The sequence below is a fragment of the bacterium genome, assembly GCA_021372615.1.
GTDB lineage: Bacteria > Armatimonadota > Zipacnadia > Zipacnadales > UBA11051 > JAJFUB01.
In genome coordinates this window covers 1-16,496 of sequence record JAJFUB010000150.1, presented here as the reverse complement: position 1 = coordinate 16,496, position 16,496 = coordinate 1, and the positions used below count along the sequence as shown (strand labels likewise).

Sequence of the window (16,496 nt, the reverse complement as noted above, 5' to 3'; positions counted from 1 at the left end):
CGTCCCCTTCTCCGGCGCCCTGCGAGGACCTCCGCCGCCCGCTCTCGCACTCTCAGCGGCTGATTCATGTTGCATCTAGGGCGGCGCTTGGGCTAAAATCGCTGCATTCGAGTTACCTGGTGGGGTACCCCCCGACCTGGAAGGACCCGGCAAAGGAGACAACAACATGGCTGAAGCAGTTCTCATCGTGACCAAGAAGGGGCAGGGCAAGGTAGTCGAGGAGACCCAGTTCCCGACCAAGGGCAAGGGTGGCAAGGGCGTTGGCGGCTTCAAGGTCGGCGAGGGCGATGCAGTGGCCGCGGCCGAGCACGTCAAGACCGGCAAGGGCCAGCGCGTCCTCATCATCACCGCCCAGGGCATGGCCCTGATGACCAACGTGGACGACATCTCCGTGCGCAGCCGGACCGCCGGCGGCGTCAAGGTCATCAACGTCGCCGAGGGCGACAAGGTCGTTGCCGTCCTGGTCTAGTCACGACACATCTGGTCGCACGCGAACCATGAGAGCCTTCCGGCGGATGAGTCATCCGCGTCCGGAAGGCTCTTCGCTTTGGGCTGGCGAACTGCGGGGCAGAGGTGATGACCATGCCCTCGCTGTGGCCGCCGGTGTGCCTGGCGCTCCTGCTGGTCCTGTGCTCGGCTGGAGTGGCTCAGCCCCCTGACTGGAGCACGATCCGCCCCGATCACCCCCGCCTGTACTTCAACGTCGACACCTGGCCGACGGTCAAAGCCCGGGCCAAGGGGCCGCTCAAGGAGCACTTCGCCGAGGTGCGCAAGGCGGCCGACAACCCGAAGCCTCCGGGGGAGTGGTCGGCGATCCAGCGGCCCCCCAAGCGTGAGGGCAGCGCCTACGAGGCCTACGACTGGGGGGACCGGCTCATGGGAGCGGCCCTCGTCCAGCGGATCGAGCCGGACCCGCAGCGCCTGGAACGCATCCGGCAGATGCTGTGGGCCAGCCTGGACTACTACCAGGCCTGCTTCGCCCAGGGCAAGTCGGTCAACTGGTACGGCTTCAGCCGCCTGGAGTGGCTGAGCGCGCTGGACTGGACCTGGAACGAGCTGCCCGCAGCCGAGCGGATGGACTTGGCGCGGGGCTTCCTCCAGCATGTGGATGAGGCCCTCCACGGCAAGGGCAAGCAGCGCCAGAACCGTGGGGGCTACCAGACCGGCTACTACGGCGACGACAACCTCGCGCTGTTCACCGGCCTGGCGCTGCATCGCACCGGCGCCGATGACGCCATGGCGCTGCGGTGCCTGAACGAGGGCTACGCGACCTACCAGAAGGTCATCGCCCACCGGCGCAGCATGGCCGGCGACGACGGGGGCGCGGCCTCACCGACGCTGGGCTACTCCATGGGCGAATACCCCCTCGCCGAGTGGAACTACCTGCACTGCATGAAGTCGGCCGCGGGGCTGGACCGCCGGGAGGAGCTGGCCTACGTCGCCGGCTTCCCCAACTACATCATGTGGAACGCGCTGCCGGGGCTGCTGGAGTTCGGCTATGGCGACACGCCGCACGTGGACAACCGGCTGACGCGCTGGCCCATGTACAACCACCTGTCGCACATCATGGCCCTGTACGGGAAGACGCGGCCGCAGGAGGCGGCGCTGGCCGCATACCTGCGCCAACGTTTCCCGGTGTACTTCGCCACCAGCGGCCTGTGCATCCATCCGTACCTGCTGACCGACCTCGACAGCGCCCCGGCGCCGCTGGACCCCAGGCGGCTGCCCGCCGCGCGCTTCTTCCCGCTGATGGGGCAGGTCTTCATGCGCTCGGGCGACGGGCCTGCCGACACGTACTGCATGATCGCCGGGGACGGGCCGACCGCCCAGCACCGGCACTATGACGCCGGGCACTTCACCCTCTTCAAGCAGGGCTACCTGGCCCTCGACACCGGCACCCGCCAGGGCAACACGGACAACCTGCAGAACTACTTCGCCCAGACCATCGCCCACAACTGCCTGCTCATCAAGATGCCCGGGGAGAAGCCCTCGCCGTACTGGAACGGCACGGTGGTCGCGCAGGCCGGGGGGCAGGACAAGCAGGTCGGATCGAAGGTCATCGCCTTCGAGACCCACCCCGCGTACAGTTATGTCGCGGTGGACGCGACGCCCACATACAACACCGAGAAGTGCGCGCAGATAGTGCGGCAGTTCCTCTTCGTGATGCCGGATCACTTCGTCGTCTTCGACCGCGTCGCGGCCACGAAGCCGGAGTACGCCAAGACGTGGCTGATCCACTTCGCCAATGAGCCGGCCATGGACGGCCTCACCGCGCGGGCGGATCAGGGCCAGGGGCGGCTGCTGTGCCGGACGCTGCTGCCGACGGACGCGACGGTGGAGAAGGTCGGGGGGCCCGGCCGAGAGTTCCTGGTCGAGGGCGTCAACTACGACCTGAACGCCGGGCCGGCCGAGGCGATTGTGAAGAGCGAATACACCGGCATCAAGAAGCTGGAGTACAAGGAAGTGCCGGAGCTGATGGGGCGGTGGCGACTGGAGGTGAAGCCCGGCGCGGCGCGGGCGGACGACGTGTTCCTGCACCTGCTGCAAGTGGGCGATCAGACCGTGACGGTGATGGAGCCGGCGGAGGCGCGGCTGGAGGGGGGACAGGCCCGACTGACCTTGCAGGCCCACGGGGCGCAGGTGACGGTCACGCTGCCCACGACCGGGGCGATCGGCGGGCACATCCGGATCGTGCGGGAGGGGAAGACGATCGCCGACGCCGACCTGACCCAGGTCGTAGCGGCCCAGGTGGGCCTGGCAGCGACGGAGTAGCGGGCCATAGTAGGGCAAGCCAATACGGCAGACGGGCAGGCGACTCGCCTGCCCGTCGGGGTGAGTGTGCTCCTCCGGGGGCTACTCGCCCCGGTAGTCTACGGCCTGGGTGATGAGCTTGGGGATGGACGCCGAGGGCACCCACTTGACGTGGCCGTCGCAGTACAGCACGTTGCAGCCGCCGTTGTGGGCCGGCGGGACCTGGTCCGTGACGCCGTTGACGTCCATCATGAGCCAGGTATTGACGGGGTCCTCGACGCCGTCCAGGTTGCGGTTGGAGAGCTTGTCATTGTACAGATAGCAGCAGCCGCGCTGTTGCAGCTCCTGGGGCGCCGAGGGGCAGATGAAGAAGTTCTTGGGCACGCCCTGGCGGGCCATGATGTTGACGATGTTGTACTGCTCCCGGTAGGGGTGGTTGTCGGGCGGATAGAACCACGCCTGCGGCAGGGGCTCGTCGTTGGTGGCCATCATCTGGAAGGCCATGAAGATCTGCCGTAGCTGGTTGAAGCAGGCGACCTGGTGGGCCTTGTTCGTGACGTTCTGGAAGCTGTTGCCGCCACCCGCCAGGCTGGTGAGGATGCCGGTGACGACCATGACCTCGACGGTCGTGAACCCGCGTCGCCGAATGCGCATGAGTGCACCTCCTCCAGGAAACGACAACTACAAGATACCCCAACCGGATGCGATGTCAAGCAGGTTTGGCGCACCCCTCGAGCCCTACTTCACCCGCAACTGCTTGGCCGAGCAATCATCGAACCAGACGGCGTCATCGGGCTTCATGTCCTCCCCGCCCAGCATGATCACAGCCGAGCCCGCGCCCCGGGGCATCGTGAACATGAGGCTCAGCGGCGTCCACTCCTTCAGCTCCGCCTGGGGCAACGAAACGCTCTGGTTCGGGGCGCCGCTGAACCAGGCGCCCTTGGGGTCGCGCCACTTGATGGTCAGGTGTACCCGCTCAGGCCGGCTGACCCGGCAGCGGGCATAGACCGTGCACAGGTAGACGGTGCCGGGCTCCCCGCGCACGTCCATCAGGTAGCAGGCCGCACCCTCGGCGCCCTTGAGCATGACGGCGCGCTGACCGCCGTGCACGGGGCTGGCCACCCATCGCAGCTCTGCCTTGGTGCCACCCCGGATCCAGCTCCCCCAGCCCTGCGGGCAGCCCTCAGAGGTCCATTCGGGCCCCTGGGGCGTCGTGCCGCCGGCCTTGTCCTCAAAGCCCGGGTTGGGCAGCTTCTCCTCGGCGGTCTCTGGGTGCGTTCGCATCGTCATGTAGGCGGCGAACATCTTCGCCACCGGATTGTCGTCGGGCAGGTCGGGCGAGAGCCGGAAGGGCTCCTGCAGGGGCTGGCCGGCCTTCTCATAGTAGTCAGCCAGGCGCACGATGCCCGGCAACAGCCCCTGGCCGAACGTCGAGCGCGCCTCCCCGGCGAAGGGCAGGCACGGCTTGAGCAGCGGGTCCACGTTGATGACCTCGTCGAAGTGGCGCTGCAGGCCCTGCTCGGCCCGGGCGTAGCTCACCAGGGTCTGGCGGACCTTCTCGGCGTCACGCGTCGTCGTCACCGTGGCCCCGGCCATGCGCCTCTCGCCCCAGTACACGCCGGAGTACAGCTCGGTGTAGTGGAAGGCATCTGAGTAGAGCTTGATGCGCTTGCGGAGGAGGTCACTGTCGGCCAGCTTCGCCGCCTGGTCGAGGTAGCCGCGCAACTCCGCGCACACCTCCGGGGGGAACATGTCGAGCTGGTCAAGCTGGAAGAAGCCCTTGAACCAGCGGGCCTCGCCCGGCTGCTTCATCCAGATCTGCTCGCAGCGGTCCCAGTACTTCTTCATGGGGCCCTTCGCCGGGCCGAAGAAGTTCGTGTAGTACTCGTCCACCAACCTCTTGGGGTCCTGCTTGACGTCCCACAGCAGCTGGCTGGCCAGCCACGCCTTGCAGGCGTCCAGTCCCCAGTTCGAGTAGATCTCGGCATACCACGCGCGCACGCCGGTGCTGTGACAGAACTTGATGCTCTCGGCGCTCACGGTGGGGAAGAAGCGCGGGATGACATAGCCCGAGCCATAGTAGTAGTCATAGACCCCGAGCTGCCGTGCGGCCTTGGCCCAGCGCTTCAGCAACGCCTGGTCCTGGGCGCGGAACTGCTTGTCACGCCACTGGGCCCGGTCGTTGGTCAGGTACGGAATGATGTTGGGGTGCACCGGGAAGCTGGGCACGGCCTCGCAGTTGGCGTACGACAGGCAGCCCAGCAGCCTGTCCGGGTACTTCTGGGACGTGATCGCCGCCACACGGTTCATGAAGGTGAAGACGCGGTTGGAGTAGTTGGGGCGGTCGCGGAAGGTGGGCTGAGACTTGTCGTCGAGAGCCTGGCAGGCTTCACACTGGCAGTACCCGCCGGCGCCGACGTCATTGATGCCCAGGGAGTAGCTCGTGGCGGTCGGGTTCTTGTCAAAGTACTCGACAATCTTCTGGCCCACCCACGTCGCCAGCTCCTGGTTGGCGAAACAGGGCTGCCAGGAGTGCGCGGTGTCGGGTGGCTTGGGGAGGCGCTGGCCGTTGATGAGCGGGAACCACTCGGGGTGCTGGTCATACACCTCGGACGGCTTGATGGCGTTGAGCAGGTTGTGGTGGAAGTTGTAGCGGGCCCGGCACAGGTTGCGCTTCTCCCACATCGGGTCCATGCGCGACACGGAACTCCACAGGCGGGACTTCCAGGCGGGCTCCTGGGTGTCGCTCAGCTTGTCGGGCACGGCCAGGCGCGGGCGCGAGGGGACGTGCTCGCCCAGCTCCAGCGGCGCGTACCAGCGCACGCCGCCGTAGCGCTGCAGGAAGAAGTGCGCCCCTAGTTCGGTAGCCGTCGCGTCATGGCCGACGATGAACAGGCTGCCCCCGTCGGCCTTGATGACAAAGCCGTCGCGGTCGAGCTCTTCGGCCGAGACGCCGGCCGCCGCAGCGGCGGCAGTGGCGCCGACGAAGACCGCCGGCTTGCCCTGCAGGTCCTTCTCCGCGACCTGCTCGAAGGCCGCGCCGGTGACCTTGCCCAGGTATTTGGCCAACTCGGCGGCAGCCTCGCGCTCGGCGCCGTCGGGCCTGTCGGGGAAGGCGATCACCACAGCGGCCTTGCCGCCGTCGGCGAGGGTCAGGGCAAAGGCAGGCAGCGTCAGGGCGAGCAGCAGGGCAACAGTGAGCAATCGCATGGGGGCTCCTCCTGCGCGGGTGGCGCAGGTAGGGGTTCCCTGGTCGGGGAAGGCTGACCTGCCCGACATCAGTGGGAGGTGGTCCCATGGCCGACTACGAGTACAGCTTCGGGCATCTGCGGTGGCAGGGGCGGAGTTACCGCAAGGATGTCATCATACGCGGGGATACGGTGCTGAGCCCGTGGGTGCGGGAACACGGGCACCGGCTGAAGTTCAGCGACCTGGCCGAGGTCATGGATCAGCCGCCGCGCATCCTGGTCATCGGCACCGGCCAGATGGGCGCCATGGAAGTGCCCGACAAGGTCCTGAGCAAGCTGGCCGAGGCGGGCGTGGACGGACGGCCGATGCCGACCGACAAGGCCCTGGAGCACTTCGTGGACCTGCGGACGCAAGGCAGGGACGTGGCGGCGGCGCTGCATCTGACGTGCTGACTGCGCTCCCCGCGCGGGTAGCGGTTGTGCCCGGCGGGGGAGTCAGTGTAATATGCCGTGCCGTTCAGACGACATCACAGATACTGCGGAGGTAACATGGTATGAGACGTGGTTTCACGCTGATTGAGTTGTTGGTCGTCATTGCCATCATCGCCATCCTGGCGGCGATCCTCTTCCCGGTCTTCGCCAAGGCCCGCGAGAAGGCCCGGCAGTCGAGTTGTCTGAGCAACCTCAAGCAAGTCGGTCTGGCCGCCCTGTCGTACGCGCAGGACTACGACGAACTCACGGTGTTCTTCGCGTACCAGAGCGCCAACCCGCGTACTGACTTCAAGTGGATCATGGAGCCGTACATCAAGAACAGCCAGGTGTGGAACTGCCCGAGCAACAGCGGCCGCTGGGATCCCGCCAATGTGAACAAGTACGACGGCAGCAACGGCATCGGCATCGCCTACCCTGACCTCGCGACGTACGGCCGCGGCGTAGGGCTGGGCCAGGTCGTCAGCCCGAGCGAGACAGTCTACTTCGCTGACTGCCAGGACCAGTGGCTGAACACGGACGCCTGGGGCGACCACATCGTGGAGCGCCACAACGACATGGCGAACGTGCTGTACTTCGACGGCCACGTGAAGTCAGCCAAGAAGTCCGCGCTACGCGATGATCGGTTCTGGCCGGACTTCTAGCTCCGCCACGCGCGGCGGCGCCGCCGCTGCCGTGCCAGCGTGGACAGCCGGGGGCGTGCAGCGGTTGTGCCCGAGGGCCGAGTCAGTGTAAGATGCCGTGCCGTTCGGACGACATCACAGATACCGCGGAGGTCACATGGTATGAGACGTGGATTCACGCTTATTGAGTTGCTGGTCGTCATTGCCATCATCGCCATCCTGGCGGCGATTCTCTTCCCGGTCTTCGCCAAGGCCCGCGAGAAGGCCCGGCAGTCCTCCTGTCTGTCCAACTGCAAGCAGCTGGCGCTGGCAGTCATGCAGTACACGCAGGACTACGACGAAATGCTGCCGCTGGGCCAGTTCGACACGAGCCCGGCCACGTACCCGCTGGTGAGCATCCTCTCGACGAGCGCGCCGAGTGTGCTCCTGCCCTACATCAAGAACTCCCAGGTCGCCATCTGCCCGTCGCAGGCCAGCGTCTGTGGCTATGGGTGGCCGCATCCGCACCACCCCTACCGCTACAGCAGCCGCTCGATTGGCACGATCAACTACCCGGCAGAGTGCATGATGTTTGGTGAGAGCCGGAGCTATACGTGGATCTACTGCCCGGTGTGCCGCACCGAAGACGGCGGCGTCGGCTATGTGGCCGACCGGCACAACGGCGGCTCCAACGTCGCCTTCATGGACGGCCACGCCAAGTGGATGTCGCGGCAGAACCTGCGCGCGACCGACACCGCGGGCCAGCGCCTGTGGCTCGAAGCCAACTAGACAGCCTCGTGGACGCATCCTGTACAGGCCCCGACGCCTCGGCGTCGGGGCCTTTTACTTTGCCGGCAGCGGAGGCTATAATCGATGTACACCCACTACCACGAAGAGAGTGCCCCGCGATGAGTGAGCAGGCCACCTACAAGTCCGCCGGTGTAGACATTGCCGCCGCCGAGGCGATGCTGGCCGATGTGAAGGACGCCGTCCGGCGCACCCACACCGCCGGCGTCCTGCAGACGCTCTCGGACTTCGGCGGGCTGTATGCCCTGACCGGCTACCGCGAGCCGGTGCTGGTGTCGGGCACCGACGGGGTGGGCACGAAGCTCAAGATCGCCTTCGCCCTGGACCGGCACGACACCATCGGCCAGGACCTGGTGGCCATGTGCGTGGATGACATCGTCGTGCAGGGCGCGCGGCCCCTGTTCTTCCTGGACTACTTCGCCACCGGCAAGCTCAAGCCCGAGACGGGCAGCGCCGTCATCAAGGGGATCGCCGCCGCCTGCCAGCAGGCTCAGTGCGCGCTGATCGGCGGCGAGACGGCGGAGCTGCCGGGCTTCTACGCCGAGGGCGAGTACGACCTGGCGGGCTTCGCGGTGGGGGCGGTCGAGAAGAGCGAGATCATTGACGGATCGGCCGTGGCTGAGGGCGACGTCATCCTTGGCCTGGGCTCGTCGGGGCTGCACAGCAACGGCTTCTCGCTGGCGCGGAAGGTGCTGCTGGAGGACGCGGGGCTGCACCTGGACGAGAGCCTTCCGGAACTCCCCCAGACGCTTGGCGAGGCCCTGCTGGAGCCGACGCGCCTGTACTGCGCCGACCTCGTGGCGATGCTGGATGAGGGCCTGCGCCCGCACGGGATGGCCCACATCACCGGCGGGGGCTGGCCGGACAACATCTCCCGCGTCATCCCCGAGGGCCTCTGCGCGGTCTGCGACCCGGCTGCCGTGCCCGTGCCGCCGGTCTGTGCGCTGATCCAGCGCCTGGGCGGCGTGGCGCGGGACGAGATGTACAAGACCTTCAACATGGGCATCGGCATGATCGTCATCGTGGCGGCCGAGGCGCTGGAGTTGTTCGTGCAGTTCCTGTCCGAGCGGGGCCTGCCGGTCATGCAGATGGGACACATCGAGCGCGGCGCGACGAAGTTCCGGTTGGCCTGACGGCCATGGACCGCCTCCGCCCCCACAGCGTCGTCCTGCAATCTCCCCGCCTGCGGCTCCGGCCCCTCACCGAGGACGACTGGGACATCCTCCTGCGCTGGAACAACGACCCCGAAGTGCTGCACTTTTCCTCCACGGGGACCGACGGCCAGGACGTACCGGGCTATCCCCTCGAGGAGGTCCAGGACATCTACCGCAGCGTGTCCGAGACAGCCTTCTGCTTCATGATGGAGCATGGGGGGCAGCCCATCGGCGAGTGCTGGCTGCAGGAGATGAATGTGGACCGCATCCTGGCCCAACACCCGGGCGGGAAGCTCTTCCGCATTGACCTCATGATCGGGGAGAAGGCGTTGTGGGGCCAGGGGCTGGGCGCCGACGCGATCCGTCTGCTGACTGACTTCGGCTTCCGCGAGCAGGCGGCCGACCGCATCTACGCATGCTGCGTGGCCGACTACAACCCCCGCAGCCGTGGGGCCTTCCGCAAGGTGGGCTACGAGGTGGAGCAAGTCGTGCCGGAGCCGCCGGGCCACAAGGCTGAGCGCACCTACGACCTGTGCCTGACTCGCGACAAGTACCAGGGGCGCCCGCAGCCTCGACGCGTCCTCAACATGGCCGAGACCGACCTCTTCCCGGACATCTGGCAGCCCCTCGCCGGTCTCGCGGAGGTCGTCACCGTCCCGCCCGACGCGCAGGTCCTGGCCGACCTGCTCCCCGACTTCGACGCCTATCTCGCCACCCTCCATGCCCGCCTCACCGCCGACATCATCCGGCAGTCGCCTCGCCTCAAGGTCGTCGCCACGCCCTCCACGGGGCTGGATCACCTCGACCTGGAAGCGATGGCCGCGTGTGGCGTCGCGCTGCTGTCGCTGAAGGAGGACACGGAGTTCCTCGACAGCATCACCGCGACAGCCGAGATGACCTGGGGACTGCTGCTGGCGGTGGCGCGGAAGCTGCCGTGGTCGTTCGCGGCGGCGCAGCGAGGGGAGTGGGCGCGCGACCGGTTCCGCGGGGTACAGCTTTCCGGCCAGACGCTGGGGGTCCTGGGCTATGGTCGCCTGGGGCGGATCGTGGCGCAGTACGGCCACGCCTTCCGCATGCAGGTGCTGGCCTGCGACGTCCGGCCTGTGACGCTGGCGCCGGGGGTGCGGCTGGTGGACTTCGACACGCTCCTGGGCGAGTCCGACGTGCTCTCGGTGCACATCCACCTGAGCGAGGCGAACCGGGGCCTGCTGGACGCCGGGGCCTTCGCGCGGATGAAGCCGGGCGCGATCTTGCTGAACACCAGCCGCGGCGCGGTCATTGACGAGGGAGCGCTGCTGGTAGCGCTGGAGAGCGGACGACTGGGCGGGGCAGGACTCGACGTGATCAAGGGCGAATGGCGCGAGGACCTGGCGGACCACCCGCTGATCCGCTACGCCGCCACCCACGAGAACCTGGTGATCTCGCCGCACACCGGCGGCGTGACGCTGGAGTCACAACGCATGACCATCGCGCACATGATCGGCAAGCTGGCGCGCTTCCTGGAGGGCCTGCAGTGACCGCAGCTGAGGCGATTGGCAAGATCCTGTACTGCGGCTTCGTGCCGATCGTGATAGGCGACGACCTGCCCCCGCTGCAGTGTGTGGAGCAGGTCGCGGCCGTCGGCATTGAGGCGATCGAGATCTCGTGCCGCCGCCCGGACGCCATCCGCTTCATCGCCGAGGCCAAGCGGGAGTTCCCGGAGATGGCCATCGGCGCGGCGACGCTGCTGGAGGAGGGGAAGCTGCGGGACTTCGTCAACAGCACCGGGCACATCGTCCCGACCATCGGCGAGGCCGTGGACGCCGGGGCAGACTTCATCGTCTCCCTGCTGCCCTTCCGGGAGCCCACGTACGCCCGCTACGCCGGGCAAGTGGGGATCATCGCCGGCGTGAAGACCCCCGGCGAGGCTGCACAGGCCCTGGATTGGGGCGCCAACCTCGTGAAGTTCGTCAATCCCCACCTGGAGGGCGGGCCGGACTACTTCCGGGCCATGGATCCCGCCACGTACCGCAGCTTCCCCTTCTTCGTGACCGGGGGGATGAGGTCCGAGGTGCTACCCGCCTATGTCGCCGTGGGGGTGCTGGCCTTCGGGGCGGGCTTCGACTTGATCCTGGGCCCGGACTACCGTTCCTGCCAGGCGGTCTTCGAAAGCGACGTGGTCAACGAGCGCCTGAGCGCCTACCTGCGGACGCTGGACCGCGCGCGGCGGCAGTACCAGGAGCCGGTCCCCTTCGCCAGCAAGGACGCCGCCGCCATCGCCCGGGCAACCGGGCGCTGCCTGAACGTCTGAGGTGCCTCCCATGAGAGTGCTTGGACTGCTCGCGGCCCTGCTGGGGCTCGTCTCCGTCGTGCCCGCCCAGCCCCCGGCGAACCTTACCCTCAGCTTCAAGCCGCTCTTCCCCAAAGTCGGCGGCTACCCCCTTCTGTCGGGCAACGTCGCTGAGGGCGCCGTCAAGCCCGATGAGACCGACGCCGTCCGGGAGAAGCCCTGCCTGCGGATGGATTGCACGAAGACCAAGGAGCGGGTCATCGGCGTCGGGTGCTACATCCACCCCGGCAAGCTCGCCCCGTACAAGGGCCAGGCCGTGGTCTTCCGCGGGCAGATCAAGTGGCTGGCCGGGGAGGGGCGGGTCACGCTGCAGATGCGCGCCAGCGGCGAGAAGCTGGCCGGGACGATCGCCCAGCAGGTTGTCTTCACCCCGCAGCCGGGGAAGTGGGCGCCGTTTGAGCTACACGCCACCGTGCCGCCGATGCCCGAAGCCAACATCGTCAACTTCATGGTGTGGCTGGAGAACTCCCAGCAACCGCCGGTGATGCTCGTGGACGAGTTGGTCATTGAAGCCGACACCGCGGCGGCGACGGTGAGCGGCAAGCCGGGCTTCGCGGCCTATGAGCGGCCGGCGGACAGCAAGCCCCTGGACCTCGTGCGCGACGGCAAGCCCCTCGCCAGCATCGTTGTCGCCGACCCCATGAGCAAGGCCCTGAAGTATGCCCTGCAGGAACTCCAGGCGCACCTGAAGCTGAGCACCGGCGCCGAACTGCCGGTCGTCAAGGACGGGGAGCCGGTCAGCGGCCCGACGCTCCACCTGGGCAGGACCGCCCTGAGCGAGCGCCTCGGCCTGGCGCCGGCGTTCTTCGCGCCCGACCACTGGACCGTGCAGCGCGTGGGCGAGGCGATCATCCTGTCCGGCGGGGACGCCGCCGTTGACGTCGAGCCGCTTGGCACGCTGCAACCCTTCGGCACGCTCTACGCCGTGTACGAGTTCCTGGAGCGCGTGGTGGGCGTGCGTTGGTACTGGCCCGGCGAGCTGGGGCGGGTTGTGCCCAGGCACCCCTCGCTCTCCGTCGGGCCGGTGTCCTGGTACGGGGCCCCGACGTACAGCACGCGCTTCGCGTTCTACTCCGTCCCCAAGGACCCGGACTTCACCCCGCGCGATACGCAGGTCTGGTGGCGGCGCATGAGGTGGGGAGGGGTCGGCGGCAGCCCCATCGGCATGCACTCCTTCAACCAGTGGCCCAAGCGCTTCGGCGACACGCACCCCGATTGGTTCGCCCTGCAGCGCAACGGCCAGCGCGCGGCCCACGACCCCGGCGGTTACGTGTGCTTCAGCAACCCGGAGGTCTTCGCCCAGACCGTGGCCGACATGCGCGAGTTCTTCGACAAGCACCCCGAAGTGCGCTACGCCACGGTCATGCCCGGTGACGGGATGTTCGAGTGCCGGTGCGATAAGTGCCAGGCCCAGGCGGGCCCCGAGGAGCCGAAGTCCGGCCACTGGAGCAAGCTGGTCTGGACCTTCGTCAACAACGTCGCGGCCGAGATCCGCAAGAGCCATCCCGACCGCGTGGTCACCTGCTGCGCCTACTCGGAATACCGCGAGCCGCCGGCGGAGGTCTACCTGCTCCCCAACGTGGCCATCACCCTGTGCACGAACTACCTGCCCGCCGTCTGGCAGCCGGAGAGCAAGCAGGAGTACCTGGACGAGCTAGGCGGGTGGGCCCGGAAGACCTCCGGCATCTACGTCTGGGACTACTGGTATGCGCGGCGGGGGGCCGGGACGTACGGCGCGCCGAGCGTCTTCCCCCACGCGATGCAGGAGTGGTTCGCCCTGGAGCGCGGGCGGGTGCAGGGGCGGGTCATCGAGCTGTGCGAGTTCTACGCCGACGGCCGCTCCAGCACGGACTGGGCCGACTGGATGATGGACGCGCTGGACATGTACGTGGCCATGCGGCTGATGTGGAACGTGGACCAGGATGTGGACGCGCTGCTGGACGAGTACATGACGCAGCTCTACGGGCCGGCGGCGCCGCAGGTGCGCCGGTTCTACGCCGAACTGGAGGCCGCCTGGGCCGACCCGGGCACCAAGGGCGGCCCGAAGCCCATGTGGGACTGGAGCACGTGCTGGCTGAAGACGTACCCGCCGGAGTTCGCGCAGCGTGCCATGGGGTACCTGCGCGCCGCCGAACAGGCCACCCGCGGCCAGGAGCCCTACCATGCCCGCGTGGCCAAGACGCTGACGGGCTTCCTGCCCTTCGAGGCCAGCAGTCGGCGCTACGCCGCGTCCGCCGGGGCCCCGGTGAAGAACGAGCAGGTGGTTGTGCCCCTGTCGGCCACGGCGCCGAAGATCGACGGCCGGCCCGATGAGGCCTGCTGGCAGGCCGCCGCCCCGGTCGAGGGCTTCTTCGACATGTACAACAACCCGCAACTGCGCTCCCAGACCACGATGCGCCTGCTGCGCGACCGGGCGAACCTGTACATCGCCATGCGCGCCCCGCTGGAGAAGCCGGAGACCAAGCAGACGGTGGAGGCGGGCAGCCGCGACGGGAAGGTGTGGGACGACGAGAGCTGTGAGGTATTCTTGGTGCAGGGGCAGAGGCAGGTCCAGTTCCTGCTGGGGCCCCGCGACATCTTCGCGGACAACTACCAGCCGGACCTGACGCGCGAGTTCTCGATGGACCTGTTCCGGTGGAACTGCGCCGGGGTGCAGTACAAGACGGTGCTGAGGGACAAGGAGTGGACGGCGGAGCTGGCGGTGCCGCTGGCCTCGCTGGACTTGCCTACCCCGACCAAGCAGGCGCCGTGGCGAGTGAACTTCTGCCGCAACTACCACTACCGGACCCCGGACTCGCCGCTATGGCAGTGGGAGATCTCAAGCTGGCGCCCGGCGTTCGGGTCGTTCCACAACGTCGAGCGCTACGGGGCGCTGTGGTTCGAGTAGGGACGAGGGGGCGCTACGGCGTCGCCGTAGGGGTTTCCGCTGTCCAGTAGCGCGGGCGGCCTCGCCCGCGCGCGGCGGAACGGGCAGGCGAGGCCGCCTGCCCTACTGGGCACGATGGAGCCCCCCGGGGGCCTCGACGCTACGGCGTGGCCGGCAGACGGACCGTGAAGGTGGCGCCGATGCCTTCCATCGAGTCCACCTCGATCGTGCCCCGGTGCTCCTCCTCCACGATACGCTTGCAGGAGTGCAAGCCCAGGCCCGTGCCCGTCTCCTTGGTCGTGAATAGCGGCTCGAACAGCCGCTCCTGATCGGCCTCGGAGATCCCCGGGCCGGTGTCGCTGAAGCTGATCGCCACCTCCTCGCCGTCGCGCTCGGTCTTGATCGTGAGCGCGCGCTCCTCCCCTTCCGGCATCGTCTCCATGGCCTCCAGCGCGTTCATGCACACGTTGAGGAAGACCCGGTCGAGCTGGGCGGCGTCGCCCAGGACCGGTGGCACATCCTCCGCCAGGTCCATGACCAGCTCCACGTTGCGGTGGTAGATCTCGCTGCGGATGAGCGTGACGGTCTTCTGCAGCAGCTCGTTGACGTTGACCGACCCCAGGTGGGTCTCGCTCTTGGAGAAGGACATGAGGCGTTCCAGGAGGGTCGTGAGGCGGTCCATCTGGCGGTTGAGGGATTCGGTGAGGTCGGGGTCGGTGTCCTGGTCGCGCAGGGCCAGCTTCAGCAGCGGCTTGAGCGGGGTGACGATGTTGGCCATGTCGTGGGCGATGCTGGCCGACAGCGCCCCGATGGTCGAGAGGCGCTCGCTGCGGAGCAGTTGCTCCTGGGCCTGCTGCACCGTATCGAGCGCCTGGCGCACGTCGGTATACAGGCGGGCGTTCTCGATGGCCGTGGCGGCCTGGGCCGCGATGGACCGGAGCATCTCCACGTCCTGCTCGGTGAAGGCGCCGGTGGCCGAGCGAGCCTCGAGGAAGATCGCGCCGAGCGCCTCCTCGCCGTGGAAGAGCGGGGCGCAGATCGTCGAGCGCAGGCGCAGGTCCTGGACGCTGTCGAGGTTCTCGAAGCGCGCATCGCTCATGGCGTCGGCGGTCATCAGAGCCGCGCGCTCCGCGAGGGCATACTCCAGGATGTGGCGCGAGACGGCGATCTGCGCGTCCCCGGCGCCCCGTTGCCGCATGGCCTTGGGCACGAGTTCCCCGGTCTTGCGATCCACGAGGATCACGAAGCCGGCATCGGCGGGCATGACCGCCATGATGCTCTCGATGATGACATCCAGCAGTTGCCCCAGGTCCAGGGTCGAGGCCAGGCTGCGGCTGACATGGCCCATGACCTCCAACCAGCGCTGAGCGTACTTCTCGTCGGTGGGCCTCTGCGGCTGGTCGAGGCCCAGCGAATAGACGACCGACTGCGGCGCGGAGGTGGCCGTGGAGACCTCGGGCGCCAGGGCGTCGCTCTCCTCGGCCGGCGTGCCGAGCAGGTCCACGGGCTCCTCCTCGGTGAGCTGTACGCGCTCGCGGGCCTCGGCCTCGGACGTGTGAATCGGCTCGGGCACCAGGGCCAGCCACGTGCGGCCCAGACGGAAGCGGTCGCCGGGGCGGATCACGGTAGGGCCGTGGATCTTGCGTTGGCCGACGAAGGTGCCGTTGGCGCTGCCGAGGTCCTCGAGCAGCCACTCCTGCCCGCGCTGGGAGAGCTGGGCGTGGAAGCGCGAGATGCGCGGGTCCAGCGTCACCGCGACATCATTGTCAGCCCGTCGCCCCAGCGTGATGATGGGCTTGTCGAGGTCGAAGACCTGCCCCTCGAGTGCGCCGTTGAGGATGGCTAACGTAGGCACCGGTGGCTCCTTGCGGGGAATGTAGGAACATTCGCCGCCGGGGAGCGAGGGTCCTGCCGCGGGCGCGGAGGCGGCGTCAGGGCTGTATCGGCACCGAACCGCAGGAGCCGAGGCGGCGCGCCGACCGGGCCCGGTGCAGGCCCTCGACGCGCGCCCGCTGGAAGCGGCGACGCCAGGAGACGACCGTCTGGCGCGTGCAGCCGAGCATGTTGCAGATGTCGGTCACGCTGCGGCCGTCCGCGCTCAGCAGGATGATACAGGCCCGCCGGGCTCCGGCGGAATGGCCGAGGTGCTGCAGCGCCAGATCCTCCAGCGCCGCGCGTTCCCCATCCGTCAAGACAATTGCGTCACGACATGCCTTCGACTTCACGTCAGTCCAACTCCCCTTGGGTCCTACTTGCGCATCTCGACGACACACTCAGGCGGCGGGTGCCGCGTCGTGTGCGGCGGGCCCC

Annotated in this window: 13 protein-coding genes; 9 read left to right on the top strand and 4 right to left on the bottom strand. The window is 68.0% G+C overall.

What is annotated here, in order from left to right; all coding sequences use genetic code 11:
• The first annotated feature begins 166 nt into the window (after positions 1-166).
• Together LLH23_21605 and LLH23_21600 are read left to right on the top strand one after the other, a co-directional pair.
• A complete protein-coding gene (locus LLH23_21605) occupies positions 167-469 on the top strand; it encodes a hypothetical protein (GenBank protein MCE5241068.1) in 303 nt (100 codons plus the stop codon).
• 113 nt (positions 470-582) lie between these two features.
• A complete protein-coding gene (locus LLH23_21600) occupies positions 583-2,772 on the top strand; it encodes a heparinase II/III-family protein (protein ID MCE5241067.1) in 2,190 nt (729 codons plus the stop codon).
• Positions 2,773-2,853: 81 nt separating this feature from the next.
• Here the strand turns inward: LLH23_21600 and LLH23_21595 are convergent, their stop codons facing one another.
• The gene (locus LLH23_21595) at positions 2,854-3,405 is read right to left on the bottom strand and encodes a hypothetical protein (GenBank protein MCE5241066.1); all 552 of its coding nucleotides are present in this window, start codon (positions 3,403-3,405) and stop codon (positions 2,854-2,856) included.
• Positions 3,406-3,489: 84 nt separating this feature from the next.
• Positions 3,490-5,961: a DUF4838 domain-containing protein gene (locus tag LLH23_21590; GenBank protein ID MCE5241065.1), complete on the bottom strand. Its 2,472-nt coding sequence runs from the start codon at positions 5,959-5,961 to the stop codon at positions 3,490-3,492.
• Between the two features lie 86 nt (positions 5,962-6,047).
• Here LLH23_21590 and LLH23_21585 point away from each other — a divergent pair, with 86 nt between their 5' ends.
• The 7 genes from LLH23_21585 to LLH23_21555 all read left to right on the top strand — a co-directional run bounded on the left by LLH23_21585 (position 6,048) and on the right by LLH23_21555 (position 14,207).
• Positions 6,048-6,392 (top strand): MTH938/NDUFAF3 family protein, encoded by a 345-nt coding sequence (locus LLH23_21585; protein ID MCE5241064.1) that lies wholly within the window; start codon positions 6,048-6,050, stop codon positions 6,390-6,392.
• 101 nt (positions 6,393-6,493) lie between these two features.
• Positions 6,494-7,072 carry a prepilin-type N-terminal cleavage/methylation domain-containing protein gene (locus tag LLH23_21580; GenBank protein ID MCE5241063.1) on the top strand — a complete coding sequence of 193 codons (579 nt, stop codon included), beginning with the start codon at positions 6,494-6,496 and terminating at the stop codon, positions 7,070-7,072.
• A 141-nt stretch (positions 7,073-7,213) separates the two neighbouring features.
• Complete coding sequence (locus tag LLH23_21575) at positions 7,214-7,819, top strand: DUF1559 domain-containing protein (protein MCE5241062.1); 606 nt, start codon at positions 7,214-7,216, stop codon at positions 7,817-7,819.
• 119 nt (positions 7,820-7,938) lie between these two features.
• A complete protein-coding gene (purM, locus tag LLH23_21570; GenBank protein ID MCE5241061.1) occupies positions 7,939-8,970 on the top strand; it encodes a phosphoribosylformylglycinamidine cyclo-ligase in 1,032 nt (343 codons plus the stop codon).
• Positions 8,971-8,975: 5 nt separating this feature from the next.
• The gene (locus LLH23_21565; protein ID MCE5241060.1) at positions 8,976-10,508 is read left to right on the top strand and encodes a GNAT family N-acetyltransferase; all 1,533 of its coding nucleotides are present in this window, start codon (positions 8,976-8,978) and stop codon (positions 10,506-10,508) included.
• Complete coding sequence (locus LLH23_21560) at positions 10,505-11,281, top strand: hypothetical protein (protein MCE5241059.1); 777 nt, start codon at positions 10,505-10,507, stop codon at positions 11,279-11,281. Before LLH23_21565 ends, LLH23_21560 begins: the two co-directional genes overlap by 4 nt.
• A 10-nt stretch (positions 11,282-11,291) precedes the next feature.
• Positions 11,292-14,207, top strand: coding sequence for a DUF4838 domain-containing protein (locus LLH23_21555; GenBank protein ID MCE5241058.1), 2,916 nt, complete (start codon positions 11,292-11,294; stop codon positions 14,205-14,207).
• A gap of 139 nt (positions 14,208-14,346) precedes the next feature.
• Here the strand turns inward: LLH23_21555 and LLH23_21550 are convergent, their stop codons facing one another.
• Together LLH23_21550 and LLH23_21545 are read right to left on the bottom strand one after the other, a co-directional pair.
• Positions 14,347-16,041: an FHA domain-containing protein gene (locus LLH23_21550; GenBank protein ID MCE5241057.1), complete on the bottom strand. Its 1,695-nt coding sequence runs from the start codon at positions 16,039-16,041 to the stop codon at positions 14,347-14,349.
• Between the two features lie 76 nt (positions 16,042-16,117).
• Positions 16,118-16,411, bottom strand: a complete 294-nt coding sequence (locus LLH23_21545; protein MCE5241056.1) for a helix-turn-helix domain-containing protein — start codon at positions 16,409-16,411, stop codon at positions 16,118-16,120.
• Between the last annotated feature and the right edge of the window lie 85 nt (positions 16,412-16,496).